Source organism: Paraconexibacter sp. AEG42_29, from assembly GCF_040581415.1.
GTDB lineage: Bacteria > Actinomycetota > Thermoleophilia > Solirubrobacterales > Solirubrobacteraceae > Paraconexibacter.
This window is the reverse complement of record NZ_CP114014.1, coordinates 5,755,078-5,775,662: the sequence shown is the minus strand read 5'-3', so window position 1 is coordinate 5,775,662 and position 20,585 is coordinate 5,755,078. Positions and strand designations below refer to the sequence as shown.

At 72.7% G+C, this 20,585-nt stretch carries 21 protein-coding genes and 1 tRNA gene; 18 read left to right on the top strand and 4 right to left on the bottom strand.

The features are described 5' to 3' along the window. Positions 1–286 precede the first annotated feature (286 nt). From rpmH to DSM112329_RS27300, 14 genes are all read left to right on the top strand, one after another. Positions 287–421 carry a 50S ribosomal protein L34 gene (gene rpmH, locus DSM112329_RS27365; RefSeq protein WP_254571309.1) on the top strand — a complete coding sequence of 45 codons (135 nt, stop codon included), beginning with the start codon at positions 287–289 and terminating at the stop codon, positions 419–421. A gap of 8 nt (positions 422–429) precedes the next feature. After that, complete coding sequence (gene rnpA, locus DSM112329_RS27360; protein ID WP_354699745.1) at positions 430–873, top strand: ribonuclease P protein component; 444 nt, start codon at positions 430–432, stop codon at positions 871–873. A 4-nt stretch (positions 874–877) separates the two neighbouring features. Then, the gene (gene yidD / locus DSM112329_RS27355) at positions 878–1,129 is read left to right on the top strand and encodes a membrane protein insertion efficiency factor YidD (RefSeq protein ID WP_354699744.1); all 252 of its coding nucleotides are present in this window, start codon (positions 878–880) and stop codon (positions 1,127–1,129) included. A 43-nt stretch (positions 1,130–1,172) separates the two neighbouring features. After that, complete coding sequence (locus tag DSM112329_RS27350; protein WP_354699743.1) at positions 1,173–2,207, top strand: YidC/Oxa1 family membrane protein insertase; 1,035 nt, start codon at positions 1,173–1,175, stop codon at positions 2,205–2,207. Then, entirely contained in the window at positions 2,207–2,674 is a 468-nt protein-coding gene (locus DSM112329_RS27345; RefSeq protein ID WP_354699742.1) for a R3H domain-containing nucleic acid-binding protein, read from the top strand. The genes DSM112329_RS27350 and DSM112329_RS27345 overlap by 1 nt, the downstream gene beginning before the upstream one ends. A gap of 55 nt (positions 2,675–2,729) precedes the next feature. Next, the gene (gene rsmG / locus DSM112329_RS27340; protein ID WP_354699741.1) at positions 2,730–3,440 is read left to right on the top strand and encodes a 16S rRNA (guanine(527)-N(7))-methyltransferase RsmG; all 711 of its coding nucleotides are present in this window, start codon (positions 2,730–2,732) and stop codon (positions 3,438–3,440) included. 103 nt (positions 3,441–3,543) lie between these two features. Next, on the top strand, positions 3,544–4,302 hold the full coding sequence (locus tag DSM112329_RS27335) for an AAA family ATPase (RefSeq protein WP_354699740.1): 759 nt from the start codon (positions 3,544–3,546) through the stop codon (positions 4,300–4,302). Next, positions 4,295–5,215 (top strand): ParB/RepB/Spo0J family partition protein, encoded by a 921-nt coding sequence (locus tag DSM112329_RS27330; RefSeq protein WP_354699739.1) that lies wholly within the window; start codon positions 4,295–4,297, stop codon positions 5,213–5,215. Before DSM112329_RS27335 ends, DSM112329_RS27330 begins: the two co-directional genes overlap by 8 nt. Positions 5,216–5,286: 71 nt before the next feature. Then, positions 5,287–5,360, top strand: a tRNA-Ile gene (locus DSM112329_RS27325). Positions 5,361–5,478: 118 nt separating this feature from the next. After that, positions 5,479–5,910, top strand: a complete 432-nt coding sequence (locus DSM112329_RS27320; protein ID WP_354699738.1) for a hypothetical protein — start codon at positions 5,479–5,481, stop codon at positions 5,908–5,910. A 196-nt stretch (positions 5,911–6,106) separates the two neighbouring features. Then, positions 6,107–7,513 carry a hypothetical protein gene (locus DSM112329_RS27315; protein ID WP_354699737.1) on the top strand — a complete coding sequence of 469 codons (1,407 nt, stop codon included), beginning with the start codon at positions 6,107–6,109 and terminating at the stop codon, positions 7,511–7,513. 174 nt (positions 7,514–7,687) lie between these two features. After that, a complete protein-coding gene (locus DSM112329_RS27310) occupies positions 7,688–8,389 on the top strand; it encodes a hypothetical protein (RefSeq protein WP_354699736.1) in 702 nt (233 codons plus the stop codon). Between the two features lie 61 nt (positions 8,390–8,450). Beyond that, a complete protein-coding gene (locus DSM112329_RS27305) occupies positions 8,451–8,924 on the top strand; it encodes a hypothetical protein (protein ID WP_354699735.1) in 474 nt (157 codons plus the stop codon). A gap of 51 nt (positions 8,925–8,975) precedes the next feature. Next, on the top strand, positions 8,976–11,777 hold the full coding sequence (locus DSM112329_RS27300; protein WP_354699734.1) for a LuxR family transcriptional regulator: 2,802 nt from the start codon (positions 8,976–8,978) through the stop codon (positions 11,775–11,777). 70 nt (positions 11,778–11,847) lie between these two features. Here DSM112329_RS27300 and DSM112329_RS27295 read toward each other — a convergent pair whose 3' ends face one another. Together DSM112329_RS27295 and DSM112329_RS27290 are read right to left on the bottom strand one after the other, a co-directional pair. Beyond that, on the bottom strand, positions 11,848–13,032 hold the full coding sequence (locus tag DSM112329_RS27295) for an ATP-binding protein (protein ID WP_354699733.1): 1,185 nt from the start codon (positions 13,030–13,032) through the stop codon (positions 11,848–11,850). Positions 13,033–13,037: 5 nt separating this feature from the next. Beyond that, complete coding sequence (locus DSM112329_RS27290; protein ID WP_354699732.1) at positions 13,038–13,436, bottom strand: response regulator transcription factor; 399 nt, start codon at positions 13,434–13,436, stop codon at positions 13,038–13,040. Between the two features lie 132 nt (positions 13,437–13,568). On the opposite strand from DSM112329_RS27290, the gene DSM112329_RS27285 reads away from it, so the two are divergent. Further along, on the top strand, positions 13,569–14,054 hold the full coding sequence (locus DSM112329_RS27285) for a bifunctional nuclease family protein (protein ID WP_354702533.1): 486 nt from the start codon (positions 13,569–13,571) through the stop codon (positions 14,052–14,054). Positions 14,055–14,126: 72 nt separating this feature from the next. Continuing rightward, positions 14,127–15,863: a hypothetical protein gene (locus DSM112329_RS27280; RefSeq protein WP_354699731.1), complete on the top strand. Its 1,737-nt coding sequence runs from the start codon at positions 14,127–14,129 to the stop codon at positions 15,861–15,863. 3 nt (positions 15,864–15,866) lie between these two features. Here DSM112329_RS27280 and DSM112329_RS27275 read toward each other — a convergent pair whose 3' ends face one another. Next, the gene (locus tag DSM112329_RS27275; protein ID WP_354699730.1) at positions 15,867–16,817 is read right to left on the bottom strand and encodes a D-alanine--D-alanine ligase; all 951 of its coding nucleotides are present in this window, start codon (positions 16,815–16,817) and stop codon (positions 15,867–15,869) included. Further along, complete coding sequence (locus DSM112329_RS27270) at positions 16,814–18,220, bottom strand: PLP-dependent aminotransferase family protein (RefSeq protein ID WP_354699729.1); 1,407 nt, start codon at positions 18,218–18,220, stop codon at positions 16,814–16,816. Before DSM112329_RS27270 ends, DSM112329_RS27275 begins: the two co-directional genes overlap by 4 nt. Positions 18,221–18,343: 123 nt before the next feature. Here DSM112329_RS27270 and DSM112329_RS27265 point away from each other — a divergent pair, with 123 nt between their 5' ends. Together DSM112329_RS27265 and DSM112329_RS27260 are read left to right on the top strand one after the other, a co-directional pair. After that, on the top strand, positions 18,344–18,919 hold the full coding sequence (locus DSM112329_RS27265) for a DUF4126 family protein (protein ID WP_354699728.1): 576 nt from the start codon (positions 18,344–18,346) through the stop codon (positions 18,917–18,919). 88 nt (positions 18,920–19,007) lie between these two features. Then, positions 19,008–20,585 carry an alkaline phosphatase family protein gene (locus tag DSM112329_RS27260; protein WP_354699727.1) on the top strand — a complete coding sequence of 526 codons (1,578 nt, stop codon included), beginning with the start codon at positions 19,008–19,010 and terminating at the stop codon, positions 20,583–20,585.

Genomic DNA, 20,585 nt, shown 5'->3' with positions numbered 1-20,585 from the left:
GGCAGCGACGAACGACTCCTTGATGAAGCGGGTTGGGACGAACGGCGAGGGCCGAAGCCTCCTCCGGGGGCTCCGAGCGGCGAACATACCAAAGGGCCGACGGCGCGGACCGGGCCTCGAGCGGCCGCTCGGACGTCATCTCGCAAATCGCGTGCAAAAGTCCGTCCGGTCCGTGTGCCTCTCCCGGAACTCCGGGCCGCCCCAGCTGCCTCGGGCCGCCTCGGACGCCGCCGTTCGCTACCCTTGATCGCCCGTCGCCAGCCTGGCGACCCGAAGTCTGAGAGCCATGAAGCGCACCTATCAGCCCAAGAAGCGCAAGCGCGCACGTACCCACGGCTTCCGCGAGCGGATGCAGACCCGCGCCGGCCGCGCGGTGCTGAAGCGCCGTCGCGACAAGGGCCGCAAGCGCCTCACCGTCTGACCCCCGCCGTGACCGACGGCCCCGCCACTCCCGCAGGAGGTCGTCGGAAACGCAGTGGCCGCCTTTCGCGGTCGGCGGAGTTCGAGCGCGTGTACCGGCAGGGCCGGTCGCACGGGAACCGCTACTTCGTCCTGCACGTCTTCCCGCGTGGCGCTGCTCCGGCCGCCACCGTCGCTGCTCCGGTCGATGCGTCCCCGTCGTCGGACGACGTCCCGCGCCTGGGCCTCTCGGTATCCCGGCGCGTCGGCGGGTCCGTCGAGCGCAACCAGGTCAAGCGCCTCCTCCGAGAGGCGTTCGGCGTCGAGGGCCCGCGCCTCCCGGCCGGCCAGGACGTCGTCATCGTCGCCCGCCCGCCCGCGCGTGAACTGGCCGAACGCGAAGGCCTCGCCGGCGTGCAGAACGCCCTCGGCGAGCTGATCGGCAAGGTCTCGCACGAGGCACCGAAGGCGTGACCGGATGCGCGTGCTCGTTCTTGCCCCGATCCGCTTCTACCAGCGCCTGATCTCACCGGCGCTGCCGCGACGTTGCCGGTACGAGCCGACCTGCTCGCAGTACGCCGTCCAGGCCGTCCAGCAGTACGGCATACTGCGCGGGCTCGTGCTCGGCGCGTGGCGCCTGCTGCGGTGCAACCCGTGGAGCAAGGGCGGCTTCGACGAGGTAGCCGATCAGCACCTCTTCCGGACACGTGCCGGCCCGTGTGAGCCGTGATCCCAGAACCGTCGTACACCCCAACGTCGATCCCGTGAGCTGAATGACCCACGTCGCCATCATCCCCGTCCTGAAGCAGCTGATCGACGTCTTCGACGCGGTCATCCGGTTCTTCCACGACTCGTTCGGCTTCGGCTGGGGCGCCTCGATCATCGCGCTGACCGTCCTCGTGCGGCTGCTGCTCCTCCCGCTGACCGTGAAGCAGTTCCGGTCCATGCAGGCGATGCAGCGCCTGGGCCCGGAGATGAAGAAGCTCCAGGCGAAGTACAAGGACGACCGGCAGCGGCTGAATCAGGAGATGATGAAGCTGTACCAGGAGCACCAGGTGAACCCGTTCGGGTCCTGCCTGCCGCTCGTGGCGCAGATGCCGGTCTTCATCTCGCTGTTCTACATGCTGCGAGCAGACCTGAAGCTCGACATCTGCCGCGACGCGCTCGTCGCGGCCGGCAAGTCGACGGGCAGCGCGCTGCAGAACACCAGCTGCAGCGACGTCTCGCAGGCGACGAACCACCAGTTCCTCTTCATCAACGACCTGACGGACAAGGCCACCGGCGGCGTGCTGGTGATCCTGATCGTCCTGTACATCGGGTCGCAGCTGCTCTCGAGCCTGCTGATGATGTCGGCGACCGCCGACAAGAACCAGCGCTACATGATGCTGGCCCTGCCGTTCGTCTTCACGGTCTTCGTCATCGGCTTCCCGACCGGCCTCCTGGTCTACTGGATCACGACCAACCTGTGGACCGTCGGCCAGCAGTTCATCCTCCGCAAGCGTGCCGGGATCCTGAAGGGCCCGAAGGAGATGCTTGAGGGCGACCTGGTCCCGCCGCCGCCGCGGGGCGATGGATCGCCGGGGATGCCGGGTCTCTTCGGCAAGCTCACGGCGCGCGCGACGGCGCAGGCCGACGCCGATGCGGCTGCCGCAGCCACGGGTACCGGAACGAAGGTGAACACCACCAAGAAGTCCAAGCCCGGTGACGGGCCCAGCAAGGGCGCGGCCAAGCCGGCCGGCGCCCGCACCGCCGCACCGCCGCCGCCTCCGAGAGCGAAGAAGAAGAAGCGCTCAGGTAGGCGACGCTGATGGCGACCGCGACCGCGCAGGACCTGGTGACCGATCTACTGGAGCGCGTGACTGTTGCGCTTGGACTGACGGCAGAGATCCGAGTCGTGGAGGTCGACGGTGAGCTCACCGGGACGCTCGACGGCGAGGACCTTGGGCTGTTCATCGGCCGGCACGGCCAGACGATCGATGCAGTGCAGCACCTCGCGCAGCGCATCGTCCATGCGCGAACGGGCGAGCTGCGCCGCGTGATCATCGACGCCGAGGGCTACCGTGGCCGCCGCCGCGAGATGCTGGAACAGCAAGCCGACGAAGCCGCGGTGAGTGCCCTGCGTGACGGGCGCCCCGTCGCGCTCGACGCGATGACGGCCAGCGAGCGTCGCCTGGTCCATGAGTTCCTGCGGGAGCGCGGCGGCGTTGAGACGCATAGCGAGGGCGCCGAACCCGATCGCCATCTGGTGATCAGCCCCGCCGCTCCCACGGCCTGAGCGGAGCGTTTCACGTGGAACACCGCTCGCCGAGCGTTTCACGTGGAACGTCCCAATGACCGACATCGAGCGGCGGCTCGTCGCCATCGCTTCTGCCGCTCGGATCGAGCCCGCGACCGTCCTCCCACGTTTCCGGCTCTTCCTCGACGTCCTGGCGGCTGATCCCACCGCTCCGACCACGGTCACCGCTCCAGCCGCCGCAGTCGAGGCGCACATCGCCGATTCCTGTGACGGGCTCGCTCTCGACGTTGTCCGCGACGCGCGGGCGGTGGCGGACATCGGCGCCGGCGCCGGATTCCCAGGGTTGGTGCTTGCCGCTTGTCTTCCTGACGCTCAGGTCGCGCTCGTCGAGTCGGTCGGCAAGAAGTGCGAGTTCATGGGCCGGCTCATCGCAGCCACAGGCCTCTCCAACGCGCTTCCTGTCCACGCACGCGCTGAGGCGTGGCCGGCGGGTATCGGCGCTCATGACGTCGTCACGGCCCGTGCGCTGGCGCCGCTCACCGCGTTGGTCGAGTACGCCGCCCCGTTGCTCCGCGACGGCGGACACCTTGTGGCCTGGAAGGGCGCCCGCGACGCGACGGAGGACGCTGATGGTGCCGCGGCCGCCGCCGCGACCGGTCTCGAGCTTGTGGAGGTGCGCGCGGTCCCGCCGCGCCCGGGCGCCGACCAGCGCCACCTGCACGTGTTCCGCAAGATCGCGCCCACCCCCGAGCGCTATCCCAGGCGTGAGGGAATGGCCCGGAAGCGCCCCATAACCGCGTCCTGATCGCGGGATCGCTCCGCCGGCCGGTCGGCGGAGCTCCAAATCCCCGCATCGTGCGGGGATCGAGGCGGCTGTCCGTCGGCCCCGTCGCTACCGTCCACGGCCGATGGGAACCATCTACGCGATAGCGAACCAAAAGGGCGGCGTCGGCAAGACGACGACCGCCGTCAACGTGGCGGCCTGCATCGCCGAGGCCGGGTACGAGACGCTCCTCGTGGACGTCGACCCCCAGGCCAACGCGACCGTCGGGATCGGCCTGCCGAAGGACGGCGAGCCCTCGATCTACGACGTCCTGATGGGCGACGCCACCGTGGAGGAGGCGCTGCGCGAGACGCCCATCGGCCGCCTGTCGCTGCTGCCGTCCCACCCGGACCTGGCCGGCGCCAGCGTGGAGCTCCCCCGGATCCCGGGGTCGGAGAACCGGCTACGCGACGCCCTGGCCGGCGTCCGCGACCGCTTCGCCTTCACGTTGCTCGACTGTCCGCCGTCGCTCGGTCCGCTCACGGTGAACGCCCTCGTGGCCGCCGATCGGGTGATCGTCCCGGTCCAGACCGAATACTTCGCCCTGGAGGGCCTGGCGGGCCTGCTGGACACGCTCGCGCTCGTCCAGCGCGAGCTGAACCCGCGCCTGACGGTGGCCGGGATGCTGCTGACGATGCACGACGCGCGCACGAACCTCGCCCGCGACGTCGAACGCGAGGTGCGCGAGCATTTCCCCGCCCTCGTCTTCGACACCGTGATCCCCCGCAACGTGCGGATCAGCGAGGCGCCGAGCTTCGGCGTCCCGGTCATCCACCACGATCCCCACAGCTCCGGCGCCGACGCCTACTTCGAGCTCGCCAAGGAGGTGGCGGCCCGTGGCTAGCCCGACGCCGCCGCGCAAGACCGGCAAGACGGGGATGGGGCGTGGTCTCTCGGCGATCCTGGCCGTGACCGATCCCAATGCGGGCGCAGCTGCTTCCACCGCCGGCGGGCCGCGCGACACCGAGCTGCGGGAGCTGGCGGTCGAGGTCGTCCGCCCGAACCCGGACCAGCCCCGCAAGCAGTTCGACGCCGAGGCGCTCCAGGCGCTCGCCGACTCCCTCGGTGAGCGCGGCGTGCTGCAGCCTGTCCTGGTGCGGCCGGTCGAGGGCGGCACGTTCGAGCTCGTCGCCGGTGAGCGTCGCTGGCGAGCGGCGCAGCTGGCGGGCCTGACGACGCTGCCCGCGATCGTCCAGGACCGCGACGACGCGAAGACGCTGGAGGACGCGCTGATCGAGAACATGGCGCGGGAGGACCTGAACCCCGTCGAGGAGGCGCGCGCCGTCGCCGCCCTCGTCGAGGAGCTCGGGCTCACGCGCGAGGCCGTCGGCAAGAAGGTCGGCCGCAGCCGTGTCGCCGTCTCCAACCTGCTGCGCCTGCTCGACCTGCCGGACGAGGTCCTCGACGCGCTGCAGGCGGGTGCGCTGAGCGAAGGTCACGGTCGGGCCCTGCTGATGGCCGAGGACCACGCCGACCGGCGCCGCCTGGCCCGCAGCGCCGCAGGTGAGGGCTGGTCCGTCCGTGTCACCGAGCAGCGCGCCCGCGAGGCGAACGACGGCCCGGTCCCGCGGTCGGCGGGTGCAGCTGCGATCCACCCTGATCAGGAGGCCGCGATGGCCCGGATCACCGAGCGGCTGGGCAGCGCGCTGGGCACGGATGTCCGCGTCCGCCCGCGCGGCACCGGCTACAAGGTCGAACTGGTGTTCGCCGATTCGGACGAAGCGGAGGCCCTCGCCGCCCGACTCAGCGAGCGCTGACGGACCCGCTTGCTTGCGCGCGACGCGCGAGGGATCACGCGCGCCGCATGCTCGCTACACTGCACCGCCCCGGGCGATTAGCTCAGTCGGTTAGAGCGCTTCTCTGATAAGGAAGAGGTCCCAGGTTCGAATCCTGGATCGCCCATCGGCACGCGTGTGTACCCCGCGTGCCTCTCGACCTGAAGCGCGGTTGAGGACGTCGCGTGAGCCGCAGCCGCCGACCTCCGCTTGTGTGCAGGCGAACACGGCGCTAGCGTCTGCCCATGGCTCGCACGCTTGCCGTTCTCGTGGCCGTGTTCACCGTCGCCATGGCGGCAACCACGGCCGAAGCCGCGTACAAACCCAACATGAGGGCTGGGTTCGACCTCTTCACGGGCGGCCCGCCGTGCAATCGCGCGGAACTCATGGGTGGCGTGTTCGCCTACCTCCCGAACCTCAGCGACGGGCAGGCGAAGGCCGTGGCCAAGCGCTACAAGCCCACCCGCGACGGCTCGCTGACCGTGGGCGGCAAGACCTACAAGCTGCGTCGCTACGCGCGCATGGACGTCGCCCGGTCCGACTTCGTCAGCTGGGGGTTCCACGCGATCAAGGGCGTCCCTGCCTCGGCGCTGGGCCGGCGGGCGACGGTGCGCTACGTGAGCGCGGGCGGCGTCGTCAAGGCGTCAGCCGTGGTGGCTCGCGGCACCTGCGCCTGAGATGGGCCGCACCGGAACTGGCCCCACCTGCTGAGGCATCGGGCTCGGCCTGGACGTATGTCGGACACGGCCGCTCGTGTCCATACTGACGCGCATGGCTCCGACCATGTCGGATTTCGGCCTTCGCTCCCGACTAGGACCTCACGCTCGGGACGGCACTTGCCGGCGAGCCCTTCCCCAACCCTGAGGTTCCTCAATGCGCAACGTACTTTCCGCGGCCGCCCTGGCCGCGCTCATCTCCGCCGGACTCGTGACATCCAGCGCCTCCGCCGACGTCCGGACCTGGGACTTCGAGTCCCCGGCGTTCACCGTTGGCGACATCAACGGCCAGCAGGGCTGGACGAAGACGCAGGCGAACATCGATGCGGGCGTCGTTGCCAACACTGGCGACAACGCGGCAGCTTTCGGCGGCCAGAGCCTGCGGATCGCCAACACTGTCGCAACGGGAGGGTTCGTCGGGCCGTTCTCCGGCAGCCTGGTCAACGGCGCGGGCGAGACGGGGTCCTCCGAGAAGGGCAACGCCGGCGGCGTGCGGCAGCCGAACCTCGAGACGAGCTTCTCGTTCCGTTCGCGGAGCGGCACCCCGGTCACGGGCCTGCGCCTCACGGGCGGCCCGGACGGCGGCAGCGGTGACCGCCAAGGTGGCTACGTCGCCATCGAGGACCGGCCCGCCGGCCTCGCCGTTGTCTTCTTCGACGTCCCGGGTCCCGCGACGAACCCCACGTACCAGTTCGTCAGCACCGACGTCGCGACCGGCCTTAGCCGCACGACGACCCACACGCTGCGAATGTCGACACAGTTCATCGACGGTGTGAACAACGACGTCGTCCGCGTTTTCGTCGATGGCAACCTGGTCCACACCGGTACGACCTGGGAGAACTACTACCGCAACAACCCTGAGCAGGGTCCGTCCAACACGGTTCCGGTGGTGGACCAGCTCGGCTTCCGCCTGAACACGGCCGCGACGGTGGCCGCCAACGAGGGCTTCCTCGTCGACAACGTGCGTCTCGAGAGCTCCGGCGGCCCGACGGGTCCGACCGGGAGCACCGGTGCGACCGGCGCGACCGGCGCGACGGGTGCAACCGGCGCGCAGGGTCCGGCCGGCCCCGCCGGTCCGGCCGGCGGCCCGGTCGGTCCGGCCGGTCCGCAGGGCGCGACGGGGGCAGCCGGGCCCGCGGGTCCGACCGGCGCTGCAGGCGCTCAGGGTGCGACGGGCGCAGCCGGTGCTGCCGGTGCGACCGGCCCCGCCGCTTCGGCCGGCCAGGCGCCCGTCGGCGCCCAGAGCAGCTTCGCGGGCGTCACGCTCTCCAAGCTCGTCGTCGGCAAGAAGTCCGTCAAGTACACCGTGTCCTGCCCGGCTCTGGCCGGTCTCTGCGAGGGCAGGGTCAGCGCCGTCACCGCCACGGGCGGGGCCATCATCAGCCGGACGTTCCTGCTGACCGGCGGCCGTTCGGCGAATGTCACGGCGACCCTCAGCAAGGCCGCCCAGGCGCGCGTCGCGAAGGCCCGCAACTACGTCCAGTTCCGCGCCTTCGCGCGGGACATGTCCGGCAGGGCGGCGTTCTCGAGCCGCCGCCTCACCCTGACGGCCAAGAAGCGCTAGCCAGTAGGGCGGCCTGGTGCCTGAGGACGCCGCCCGCGCGGGCAGCGTCCTCAGCGCGCCTATCGCCACTCGCAGGATCGTCCGCAAGGACTCTCGGGGGCAGCGGCCAGCGGGGCCGTGATCGCGCGATCAGGACGCGGGCGAACTCCGCCGGCGGTCGGTACGCTGCGCACCATGAAACGGAGCGTTGCCGCCGCAGTAGCCATCGCCCTCGTCGTGGGCATCGGCGGCCCAGCCGCCGGCGGGGCGTCGGGCGCGCGGACCGGCGGGTGCGGGGGCGACGGGCTCACCCGGGTCACCGACCAGGGCGTGCGCCTCTACTCGACCAGCAAGAAGGTCAAGGGCAAGACCCGCGTCACGCTCCTGGCCTGCAGTACGGCACGCCGCACGCCGCAGGTGCTCGCCGCCGGCCCGCCGAGCCTCGTGGCCTTCGGCGCCTTCCGGACGACGGGGAAGTACGTGGGCTTCGAGGTGACCGGGGTCCAGTCGGCGTCCGGGGTCGCTGGGGCCGGGACCAACTACAACATCGGCTGGGTCGACGCGCGCACCGGCAAGGTGCAGAAGAACTTCCTCTTCGTCCGACCGATCCGTCCCTCCCACCGGTACGTGATCGACCCCGGCAGCGGCTCGCTCGCGACGATCATCGGCAAGCAGGGCAGCGCCCAGGCGCTCTACGTCGCCGCGTACAGGAAGGCGTTCGCGAACGGCTTCGGGTCGTCCCGGTACGGCGACTGGAAGCTCGCCTACGACGAGCGGCGGGGAACGGTCATCCCGTCGTCCGTCGCCTTCGACGACGGGATCGTCGGCTACCGCACGACCGCCGGCGCCACGGTGCAGGTCGATCCGGCCACCGGGAAGGAAGTCGCCGCCGGATAGCGAAAGCGGGAGATTCGTCCCAAGCCTTGCGGGCGCCGAGCGGCGGGCCGACACTGACCGCGTGGCCACCCAGATCCACCCCTCGGACCTCGACGCCTGGCACGGCCGCGCCCGCCGCGATCCCGGGGTCGGCTTCCTGGAGCAGGCGGGGGTGGTCCTCGTCATCCTCGAGCCCGGACAGGTGTGCATCGCCCCGTTCGCCCGCAACATCGAGCGCACTGCGAAGGTCCTTGCCGACGCGCACGCCATGCTGCGGATCGCGCATGACAGCGAGTTCCTGGTCGTGCACATCACGCCGAAGCTCCTCCGCGAGCGCCGCCGCAGCGGCTGGGCCGCCCAGGGCATCAGCATCGACGTCGACCTCGAACCGCTGCCCGGGCTCGACTACGGGGCCCTCCTGCTCGACGCGCTTCCGGGCGACCGGGACGGCGCGGGTTCACCCTGGGCCTGCGGCGCGCACCGCGAGCTCATCGCCGAAAGCCGCGCGCGGCAACGTCCCGGAGCAGCGATCCGGGCGCGTCGCCGCCAGCGCTAACCGTCACATTTCGCTGGCCCGGCACGGCGGCGGACCGTACGATCGCGCGCGATGGGGGACCAACGCCCGCCGACGGGCCTGCTGGATCGCGAGGGACCGCGCCGCCTGCTCGGCGACGCCTTCGCGGGCGCGCTCGACGGCCGCGGATCGGTCGTGGTGGTCCGCGGACCGGCCGGGATCGGCAAGACGGCGCTGCTGACCGAGGCGCGGGCCGACGCGGAGGAACAGGGGCTGCGCGTCCTCGGGGCCCGTGGCGCCGAGCTCGAGCGGTCGTTCACGTTCGGGGTCGTGCGCACGCTCCTGGAGCCGCCGGTGCGGGCGGCCACCGCGGACGAGCAGGCAAGCCTGCTGGGCGGCGCGGCCGCCCCCGCCGCCGTCGCGCTCGGGCTCGACACCACGAGCGCTGTCGACGCTTCGCCGGTCCTCTTCCACGCGCTCTACTGGGTCGTGGCCGGGCTGTGCGACCGCGCCCCGGTCGCGCTCTTCGTCGACGATGTGCACTGGTCGGACGCACCGTCGCTGCGGACGCTGGCGTTCGTGGCGAACCGCGCACGCGACCACCCGCTGGTGCTGGTGCTCGGGATCCGCGACGGCGCGCCGTGCGACGACGAGCCCGCCCTTGACGCGATCGTCGATCGCGCGCTCGTGATCCGGCTCGCGGGCCTCAGCCGCGAGGCCGTCGCGCTGCTGCTGGCGGAGGGCACCGGCGAGCAGCCCGGTCCGGAGGCCGCTGCGGCGCTGCAGGTGGCGACCAGCGGCAACCCCATGTTCGTCCTGCAGGCCGCGCGCATGAGCCGCGAGCAGGTGATGGAGGACCCGGACGAGCCGTGGTCCGTGCGCGCGGTGTCGATGGTGGCGCTCGCGCGGATCGGCGGCCTCAGCCGCGACGCCGCTGCGGTCGCCGCTGCGGTGGCCGTCCTGGGCGACGACGTCCCGCCGGTGCACGTGACCCGCTTCACCCAGCTCGACATCGCAGCGGTGCTGACCGCCGCGGACGAGCTGGCGGCGGCCGGCCTGTTCGACGCCGGAACCCGCCTGGCCCTCTCGCACCCGCTGATCGCCGAGGCACTACGAGGCGACGGGGGCCCCCGCGCGCTCGCGCTCGCGCACCACCGCGCGGCGACCATCCTGCGCGAGGCCGCCGCCCCGCCCGAGCGCGTCGCGAGCCACCTCCTGCGCACCATTCCGGCCGGGGACCCCGAGATCGCCGCGCTGCTCGTCGCCGCGGCCGAGGACGCCGACCGCCGCGGTGCGCCCGCCGCTGCCATCACCTACCTCACCCGGGCGCTCGACGAGCCGCCCGCCCCGGACGTCGCCGCGGCTGTCCGCCAGCAGCTGGGGGTCGCGCAGTTCCGCGTGGGCCAGCTCGCCGAGGCCGTCGAGAACCTGTCCGGCGTGAGCCACGACACCACCGCGCGCCTGCGGACCGTGGCCACCTACGCGACCGCTGCCGGCTTCGGGGGCCAGCGCCGTGCGATGGTCGAGGTCCTGCACGACGCCGCCGATCACGCGACGGACGACGCCGACCGCCGCCTGGCGCTCCGGTCGCTGGCGCACTACTGGAGCTGGTGGCTGCCGCCGAACGAGCGGCGTCCGTTCGACCTGCCGCCCCCGGCCGAGCTCAGCGCAGAGACCACCGCGGGCCGTCTCGCGCTCGCCGCCCACACCACGTTCCACACGGCGATCGCCACGCGCGAGGAGTCGGTCGACATCGCCATCCGCGCGCTGGCCGACGGGCAGCTGGCCTGGGAGGCACCGAGCTTCGCGGGCCTGGCGGCGAACCCGCTCGACGTGTTGCTCATGGCCGGGCACCTCGAGGAGTTCGACCGCGAGCTCGCGCACGTCGAGGCCGTCGCGCGCTCCACCGCGTCCGGGTCGGCCATGCACCAGGCCGAGATCATGCGCCTCGCCTCGCAGGTCCAGGCCGGCGACCTCCCGGCGGCCCTGGAGACCGTCGCGAGCATGGACCGGTTCGTGGCCGCCTCGCCGGGTTCGGAGGGCAAGCACGTCGGCCGCATGGCGTTCGCCTACCGGCTCGAGACGGTCCTGGCGCACCAGGGGGCCGAGGCGGCCGACGCCCTGATGGCGACCGAGGTGGACCCGCGCGAGCGCGCCGGCGCCGGCGAGCTGGTCGCGATGTGGGGGTTCCCCAGCTGGGCGCTCGTGCACCTCGCCTGCCACCGCGCCCCCGAAGCGCTCGCCGCGGCCCGAGAGCACCGGGCGTTCGTCGAGCGACATGAGGGACACGTGCTGCCCGTCTCCTGGGAAGGCGCGCTCCCGCTTGCGCTGAGCGCCGCCGGTGAGGCCGCGGAGGCGCTCGCCGAGGCCCAGAAGTGGCTGGCCGAAGAGCGCCGCTTCGGCGTGCCGGCACGGATCGCGGCTGCGCTGCGGATCCTTGCCCGCGTCGACCCGTCCCGGTCGATCGCGCTGCTCGAGGAGGCGCTCGCGCTGCACGATTCGGCCGGGTTCATGCGGCTCGAGCACGCCCGCGCCCACATCGACCTCGGCGTCGCGCTCCGCCGGGCCGGCCGGCGGACCGACGCCCGCGGCGCGCTGGAGCGGGGCGCCGACCTCGCGACGGCGTGCCAGGCCGGCCCGCTCGCCGGCCGGGCACGGGAGGAGCTCGTCGCCCTCGGTGCCCGCCCGCGCAAGCTCGCGTTCAGCGGCGTGGACTCGCTGACCGCGTCCGAGCGCCGGATCGTCGATCTCGTCGTCGCGGGGCACACCAACCGGCAGGTCGCCGAGGAGCTGTTCGTCACCATCAAGACGGTCGAGGCGCACCTCGGCAACGCCTACCGCAAGCTCGACGTCCGCTCCCGCGCCGACCTGCGCGCGATCCTCGCACCGGCCTGAGCGGTCCGCCGATCGACCGACCGGCAATCAGTCCCGGCTTCGTTCGCGCGTCGGGCGACCGCGCGGGAGATCAGCCGGCCACGCCGGCGGCGGGGGCCCAATCTGCGCCCAGGGGCAGGCGCACGCTGACCGTCGTGCCGCCCCCGGCGCTGGTCGCCACGGTCAGCGTCCCGCCCGCCATGGCGGCGCGCTCGGCGGCGAAGGCGAGGCCGCTGCCGCTGTCGCCGTCCCCCGTCGCGAAGCCGGTGCCGTTGTCGCTGACGTCCAGCTCGAGCAGGGTGACCCCGGCCACGACCCAGACGGCCGCGGTGGTGGCGGACGCGTGCCGGGCGATGTTGCCAAGCAGCTCGCGGACGATCGGGACGACGACGTCGTCGGCGATGCCCGACGCCGCGTCGTCGACCTGCAGCTCGATGACGACGCCGAGCTCGCGCAGCGGCTCGGTGAGCGCGTTGATGGCAGGGGCCAGACCCCCATGCTCGAGCGCCACGGGATGCAGCGACGCCGCGATCGCCTTCACGGCGTCGATGGCCGCGTCCACTTGATGACCGGCGAGCACGAGCCCGTCACGGTCGCCCGCGCTCGCTTCGACGATGTCCTGACGGGCGCCGAGCAGCAGCTGCAGCGTCTCGTCGTAGAGGCCGGCGCTGATCTCCCGGCGGGCGCTGTACTCCGCGCTCAGCGCCCGCCGCAGCAGCGTGCGCCGCGCTTGGTCCAGGTGCCGGATCCGGCGGACGCTGTCGTGCCGGATGACCGCCGCGGCCACGGCGGTGACCGCGGACAGCCCGATCGCGACCGAGGTGAGCAGGACCGCGTGCACCTCGTCGTGCGCGTCCGCGTCGCCGGACACGGCAAGGTCCGGCACGCTGATCGCGACGTAGCCGACCAGCAGGCCCGAGCCGACCAGCGCGACCCGGCGGTGGTCGTAGTAGGACGCGAACACCGGCGGGATCAGCGGCAGCAGCCAGCGGACGTCGCTCTCGATCCCGCCGCTGGTGGCCAGCGTCGCCAGCAGGACCCCGCCCAGCAGCACGCTCGAAGCCAGCTGGCGCTCCGCCGCGACTCGACCCTGGACGGTGATCGCCAGGCGGCTCACCGACAGCGTCGCCCCGACCCCGCAGGCGATCCAGTAGACCGGGGAGTGGATGTGGTCGATGAGGCCGAACGCGACCAGCGCGACCGTCAGCGCGAGCCGGAACAGGGCCAGCGCGCCGTCGGGGCTGCCGAGGGCCAGGCGCAGCGACGGCCGCGCCACCGGCATCACGCGACCCGGCGGTGCTCGACCGCGTCGCGGATCGAGGCCACGACGGTGTCGATGTCCTCGCCCTTCTCCAGGTAGCGGTCGGCGCCCAGCTCGAGCGCCTCGCGCGCCATGCGGTCGGCGGTGAACCCGCTGAAGACGATGATCGACGTCCCGGGCGACCGCTCGCGGATCCGCGGGATCACCTCGAGCCCGTCGAGGCCCGGCATCGAGAGGTCGAGGACGACCGCGTCCGGGGTGAGGCTCTCGATCAGGTCGACACCCGCCTGCCCGTCACCCGCCTCGCCCACGACCTCGAGGTCCGCGTGCTCGTCGATGGCGTAGCGCAGCAGCGTGCGCAACTGCGGGACGTCGTCGCAGAGGACCACGGTGATAACGCCTTGGTCAGCGGCCGACACCCGTCGATCCTAGTCGGAATGCAGCCGTCCCGGGGGAGGGGCGAGGGCGCCCGGGGCGCGCCGGGGTGGCCCCTGGCGTCCACCTATACTCGTGCAACCCCATGGAAGCCGAGGAGCTCTCGCGTGCAGGAGATGGTCATCTACGGAGTGAGTTTCGACATGGTCGGCAAGCAGCCGATCGTGCTGCTCAAGACCGTCGACTCCAATAAGTTCCTCCCGATCTGGATCGGCCACCCCGAGGCCGCTGCCATCCTGATGAAGCTCCAGGGCCAGACCACGCCACGGCCGATGACGCACGACCTGCTCGTCGACATGCTGGGCGAGCTCGAGGTCAAGTGCACCCAGGTCGCGGTGACGGAGCTGAAGGACAACACCTTCTTCGCCCAGATCACGCTCACGGTGGGCGACCGGACGCTGCAGATCGACTCGCGTCCCAGCGACGCGCTCGCGCTCGCCGTCCGCTCCGGTGCGCCGATCTTCGCCGCCGAGGACGTCATCGCCGAGTCGGCGATCGAGTTCGAGCACGACGTCGAGGACACCGAGGAGGTCGTCGACCGCTTCAAGGAGTTCCTCGACCAGGTGACCCCCGAGGACTTCGCGGGGGAGTCCGGGGAGTAGCCGCCCGAGCGGGCTGCGTCATGCGACGCATCCCGCTCCTGACCGCCGCGGGGCTGGTCTACGCTCGCGACCATGCGGGCACGGGCAGTCATCATCGTCGCGGCGCTGGGTGCGCTGCTCGGAGCGGCGCCGGCGGGTGCCGCCACCCCGTTCGTGGCCTTCGAGGGCCGCCAGCAGGACCTGGCGATGGACGCCGCGGGCAACGCGCACCTGGTGCACCTCGGGGGCAGTCCCGGCCAGGTCCGCTACTGCCGGGCGGACCGTGGGGCGACGGCCTGCGGGGCGGCCCGCGAGGTCGGGATGACGGGTGCCGTCGGCGGGCCGTACGTCCTGGCCGCGGCCCCGTCCACCATCCACGTCTACTCCCACCTGTCCCAGGGACGGCTGGCGACCTCGACCGACGGCGGCGGGACGTTCGGCCCTGTGCGGGTCGTCTCGGATCCGCAGCCGGCGAGCCCGCTGCCGAGCGGCACCTCGCAGGCCATCCTGGGCCCGGGCGACGCGATCTCCACGATCAGCGGTGGTGGCAACTTCCAGCATCACCCGCTGACCGGCCCCGCACCGACGACCTGGGCGATGCTGAAGCCCCAGGACCCCGTGGTCGGGTCGGCCGATCTGGCGCTGGACGGCGGCACGCTCGTCGCCCTGCTCCAGGGAGCGAGCTCCGGCTCGTCCTCCTCGGAAGGCACGTCGATCCGCCGCCACAGCGGGACGGGGAACCCGAACGACGTGGCGACGTGGGGCCCGCCCGTCCCCTTGACCACCACGCCGCTGACCGAGCGGGAGGGCTTCGTCGGCGGGCCCGGCGGGGTCTTCCTGATGGAGACGCAGCGGCTCGGCACCGAGAGCGCCATCGGCTCGCGGACGACCGTCAGGCGGATCGGGGCAGCCGGGGCCGGGGCACCCGTCGAGCTCGGCACCGACCTGCAACGTCCCGAGATCCACCAGGACCCGGCGGGGAACCTGCACGTCGTCTACGGCGCGGACGTCGACCAGCCGGACGACACGAAGGCCTTCGAGCTGCACTGGCGCACGTCCACCGACGGCGTCACGTGGTCGGCCCCCGTCCCCGTGTACCGCGGGACGCGGCCGGCCGCCGGGTTCTCGCGCGACGGCCTCGCGATGACGGCGGACGGTCATGGATGGGCGATGTTCGGCGTCCAGAACGGCAGCACCGCCCCGGTGACGCTGCTCGAGCTCGGGCCCGTGGGCGGCGGTGCAGGGCCCGGCGGGCCGGTTGTGCCGGGGGTGACCCCGGGCGGTGGCGGCGGACCGGCCGACCGGACGGCACCCGTCCTGAGCGGCCTGACCATCCCCGCGACGTTCCGGCTCGGGACGGCTCTCACGCCGGTGCAGCTCCGGCTCGCGCCGCGGGGGGCGACGATCCGCTTCACGCTCTCCGAGCCCGCGGAGGTGCGCCTGAAGTTCCTGCGTCTGGTCCCCGGGCTGCGGCTCGACGCCGCCGGCTGCACCCCGCGGACCGCGACGAACGTCGCGAAGCTCCGCGCCCGGCTCGCCCGGACCGCGGCGATCCGCCGGCTCAAGGGCAAGGCCCGGACCGCCGCGCTCGCCAGGGCGCTTGCCAAGCGGGCGTGCGGGGCCGTCGACCGCGCCTTCACGTCGCGCTCGATCTCGCGCGACGCCGTCGCGGGGGCGAACGCCGTCCCGTTCAGCGGCCGGATCCGCGGCCAGGCAGCGGGGACCACCGTCCTCAAGCCGGGGCGCTACCGCGTCGTCGCGGAGCCACGCGACGCGGCCCGCAACCGCGGCAAGGCGAGCTTCCGCGACTTCACGCTCGCGAAGGGCTGACGCTCAGGGCGCAGCGAGCGCCAGTTCGAGCATCTTCCCGACGAGGGCGTCGAAGTCGATGCCCACCGCGTCCGCGGCCATCGGCAGCAGGCTGGTCTCGGTCATCCCCGGGATGACGTTCACCTCGAGGACCGTGAGCTCCCCGGTCACGGCGTCGCACATCAGGTCCACGCGGGAGAAGTGCCGGCAGCCGAGCAGGTCGTGCACCGCCAGCGCGAGCTCCTGCGCCCGCGCGGTCGTCGCGTCGTCCAGCGCGGCCGGGCAGACGAACTGCGTACGTCCGATGGTGTACCGCGACGTGAAGTCGTAGAACTCCCCGTCGTCCGGGACCGCCTCCACGACCGGCAGCGCCCGGCCGTCCAGGATGGACACGGCGAGGTCGCGGCCCTTGACGTACTGCTCGAGCACGACCTTCTCGCTGTAGGAGAACGCGGCGACCAGGGCGGCAGGGACGTCGGTCGCCGCCGCCGCGAACTTGATGCCGAGCGCCGAGCCCTGGTCGGACGGCTTGACGACGAGCGGGAAGCCCAGGCGCTCCTCCACCGCGGGCAGCGCCTCCGCGGCGCCGAGCTCCTTGAACGCGGTCTCGTTGAACGACAGGAAGTCCGGCGTGGGCAGCCCGGCGTCGACCATCGCGTGCTTGGCGAGGATCTTGTCCGAGCAGCGCACGCACGCGCTGATGCCCGAGCCGGTGTAGGGGATGCCCAGGATCTCCAGCAGCTCCTGGATCGTGCCGTTCTCGCCGTCGCTGCCGTGCAGCGCGATGAACGCGGCGTCGGGCGCGAGCTCGCGCAGGCGGGCGACCAGGTCGTGGCCCACGTCCAGGCCGTGCACCTCGTGGCCGAGGCGCTCGAGGGCGTCCTGCACCCGCGCGCCGGAGGCCAGCGACACCTGGCGCTCGAGCGATCGCCCGCCCTTCAGGACGACCACCCGCCGGGCGCCGCCGCCACTCATGAGCTCGAGCGGCGCGTCGCCGCGTCGTCACCGTCGCGACGCGGGAGCTGCAGGACGTTCTCGAGCGCCGGGTCCGCGGGCCGCTGCCCGGCCGGCTCCGCGGCGGGCTGCGCCGGACGCGGGACGGCGCCGGGCCGGCGGCCGGTGAGCGACCCGAGCAGGTCGACCTGCTCGTGGACGACCTCGCCGATGCGCCGCACGCCCTCCACGATGCGCTCGTCGCTGACCCCGGAGAAGTTCAGCCGCATCGACGTCCCGCCGCGGCCGTCCATGAACGCGGCGCGCCCGGGGACGAAGGCGACGTTACGCGAGAGCGCCTTCGCCAGCAGGTCCGTCGTGTCCAGGCCGTCGGGCAGCGTCGCCCAGATGAACAGCCCGCCGTCCGGCCGCGTCCAGGACGCCTCCGCCGGGAGGTTCTTGGCGAGCGCGTCCAGCAGCACGTCCCGCCGGCGGTGGTAGAGCGCCCGCAGCTCGTCCATGTACACCGGCCACTGTCCCGAGGCGAAGTACTCGGCGACGAACAGCTGGTTCAGCGGCGAGGAGCAGAGGTCGGTCGACGCCTTGCCGATGTTCATCTTCTGCAGCACCGGACGGGGGGCCGCGGACCAGCCGACGCGGACGCCGGGCGAGAGGATCTTCGAGAACGTGCCGAGGTAGATGACGAACTCGCCGCCGTCCATCGAGTAGAGCGACGGGATCGGCTCGCCCTCGTAGCGCAGCAGCCCGTACGGGTTGTCCTCCAGGACCAGCAGCTCGCGCTCGTGCGCGATGTCGACCAGGCGCCGGCGCCGCGGCAGCGACATCGTCACGCCGGCGGGGTTCTGGAAGTTCGGGATCGTGTAGATGAACTTGGGCCGGCGGCCCTCGCGGTCGAGGCGCTCGAGCGTCTCCTCGAGGACGTCGATGCGCATCCCGTCCGAGTCCATCTCGATCTGGATGACCTCGGCCTGGTAGGCGGCGAAGGTCGGGACCGCGCCCGGATACGTCGGGGCCTCGGCGATGATCACGTCGCCCGGGTCCACGAGCGTCTTGCACACCAGATCGATGACCTGCTGGCCGCCGGTCGTAGGGAGGATGTCGTCCTCGTCGACCTCCGTCCCCTCGGCCGCCATCACCTGGACGATCGCCCGCTTGATCTCCGTCACGCCCTCGGTCGGGCCGTACTGCAGGGCCCGCGCCGTCTCGCGCGCGCCCAGGTGGGACATGAGCTTCGCGAAGTCCTCGGCGGGGAACGTCGAGGTGTCCGGCAGGCCGCCGGCGAGCGAGATGACCTCCGGACGGGCGGTCAGCGCCATCAGGTCCCGCATCGGGGAGGACTTCATCACCGTGGTGCGGTCAGCGAACAGCGACGCGTACCGCTCGAGGTCGCGTGCCTGGGTCCGGCCCGGCCGGCGAGGCGTCATCCTGCGCTCTTCGCCGCCCGGGTGTGGGGGCCTGCCGTCGGTCATCATGTGACCGGGAACGGTATCGGACCCCTCCTGGCGGTCCGCCCGCGCGTCCGGCCACTACCGTCCTCCCCCGACACCATGAACCTCCTTCTCGACATCCTCCAGGCGGCCGGCGTCGCTGCCGCCATCGGCGTGCGCCCGTTCCTGCCCGCGCTCCTCCTGGGCGTCCTCGCCGCCGCGAACCTCGGCGTCGACTTCGACGGGACGGACTTCGCGTTCCTCGAGTCGCCCGTCTTCATCGGCGCGATGGCGGGTGCGTTCGTGGCGAGCATCGCCGGGCGCAAGGCGCTCGAGGACGGCAGCGGCGCCCTGTTCATCACCGGTTTCGGCGCGATCCTCGCCGCCCTCGCCTTCGCGGGACAGCTCGACGACCGCTTCGACGTGTGGTGGCCGGGCCTCCTGGCCGGGCCGCTGCTCGCGGTGCTCGCGACGTTCGCCGTCAGCGGCCTGTTCGGCCGGGTCCGCGCGCGCCTGGACGCCTCCACGCAGGCGACGCTCCCGTACTACGCCGAGGGCATCGCCCTGGCGCTGGCCGGGCTGAGCGTCGCGGCGCCGCCGGTCGGGCTGGTCGGCGTCGTCGGCGCGGTGGTCCTGATGCGCGGCGGCAAGCGCCGCGAGGGCGAGAAGTACGCAGGCCTGCGGATCCTGCGCTGATGCGACGTCCTCGCCCGGGGGGCTCGGCCCTCGCCTCAGCGCCGGGAACCGCTCGGCTGCGCCTCGCGCTTCCCACCTGCGCAGGTCGATGACCGGTCGGGCCACGAAGAAGCTGGTCCTGGCCGTCATCGACGGCCTGAAGCCGTCCGAGCTCGAGCGCGCCGTCGAGGCCGGCCGCGCACCCGTCCTGGCGCAGCTCATGGCCGCCGGCACGTACGTCCCCACCTGCTGCGCCGCCTTCCCGTCGGTCACCCCGGTCTGCGCGGCGACGATCGCCACCGGGAGGCTCCAGGACGAGCACCGGATCCCGGCGATGAACTGGTACTCCCGCAGCGAGTCGCGCTACGTCGAGTACGGCTCGAGCTTCCCCGCCGTCCGCAAGTTCGGCGTCGCCCAGCAGCTGATCGACACCGTCTACAACATGAACGCCGAGCACCTGCCGGCCGACGTGGAGACCGTCTTCGAGACGCTCGACGACCGTGGACTGCGGACCGCCGGCACCACGTACCTGATGTTCCGCGGGCGCCATGAGCACAAGCCCGCCAAGGAGACGCCGATCGCGAAGCTCACCTCGCAGGTGATGCGGCGCACCGTCAAGGGCCCGACCGAGCTCTTCTACGCCGACCTCTACGCCAGCCGCGACACGGGCTGCTGGTCGCGCCTGGGGATGCCGGGGCTCCGTGACCAGCACACGGGCTGCGTCGGGGCCTACATGGTCGAGCACGACCTCTTCGACTTCCTCCTCTTCAGCCTGCCGGACAACGACACGCACTCGCACGAGGCCGGCCCGCACATGCAGATCGAGTCGATCGAGGCGGCCGACCGCCAGCTCGAGCGGCTGATGGTCGCCGGCGGCGGGGTCGACGCGTTCCTGCGCGAGCACGCGGTGATCGTGGTCGCCGACCACTCGCACGCACCCGTCGAGCAGACGATCGCCTTCCAGGAGGCCTTCGCGCGCTACGACGTGCTGCCGCCCTCGGGCCGCGGCGCCGATCGCGCCCGGATCGCGCTCTGCCCGTCGCAGCGGTCGGCGCAGCTGTACGTCCTCGAACCTGACCCTGTCGCCCGCCGGCCGCTCGTGGCCCAGCTGGTCGCGACCGGCCTGGCGACGGACGGCATCGACCTGGCGCTGTACCTGGACCGCACGCGCCCGGTGCAGGGCGTGATCGCCGGGGCGGCGGGCGAGCTGCGGTTCCGGCCCGCCGGTGCGGGCGCCGCCGGTGCCGAGGGCGGCCCGGACGCGGCGCTCGTCCGCGACGCGCGCGGCGGGCGCTGGACGATCGAGGGCGCGCGGGAGGTCCTGGGCGCCGTCGTGGAGGACGGCCTGCTGGTCGCGCCGTCCTACCCGGACGCGCTCGCCCGCGTCTGGGCGGCGCTCACCTGCCCGACGTCCGGCGACGTGCTGTTCAGCGCCGCGCCCGAGTGGGAGTTCCCCGACTGGGGCGGCCAGCACCACATCGGCGGCGGGTCGCACGGGTCCCTCCACGCAGTCGACTCACTCGGGGCGCTGGTCTACCACGGCGTCGACGCCCCGGCCGCCCGCGTCGCCGACGGGGCCTGGTCGATCGCGGACATCGCGCCGATGGTCATCGATCACTTCCGCGGCGCGATGGCGCGTCCGGACCCGGCCCGTGCTTCGCCATCCCAGGCGCCCCAGGTACCCTGA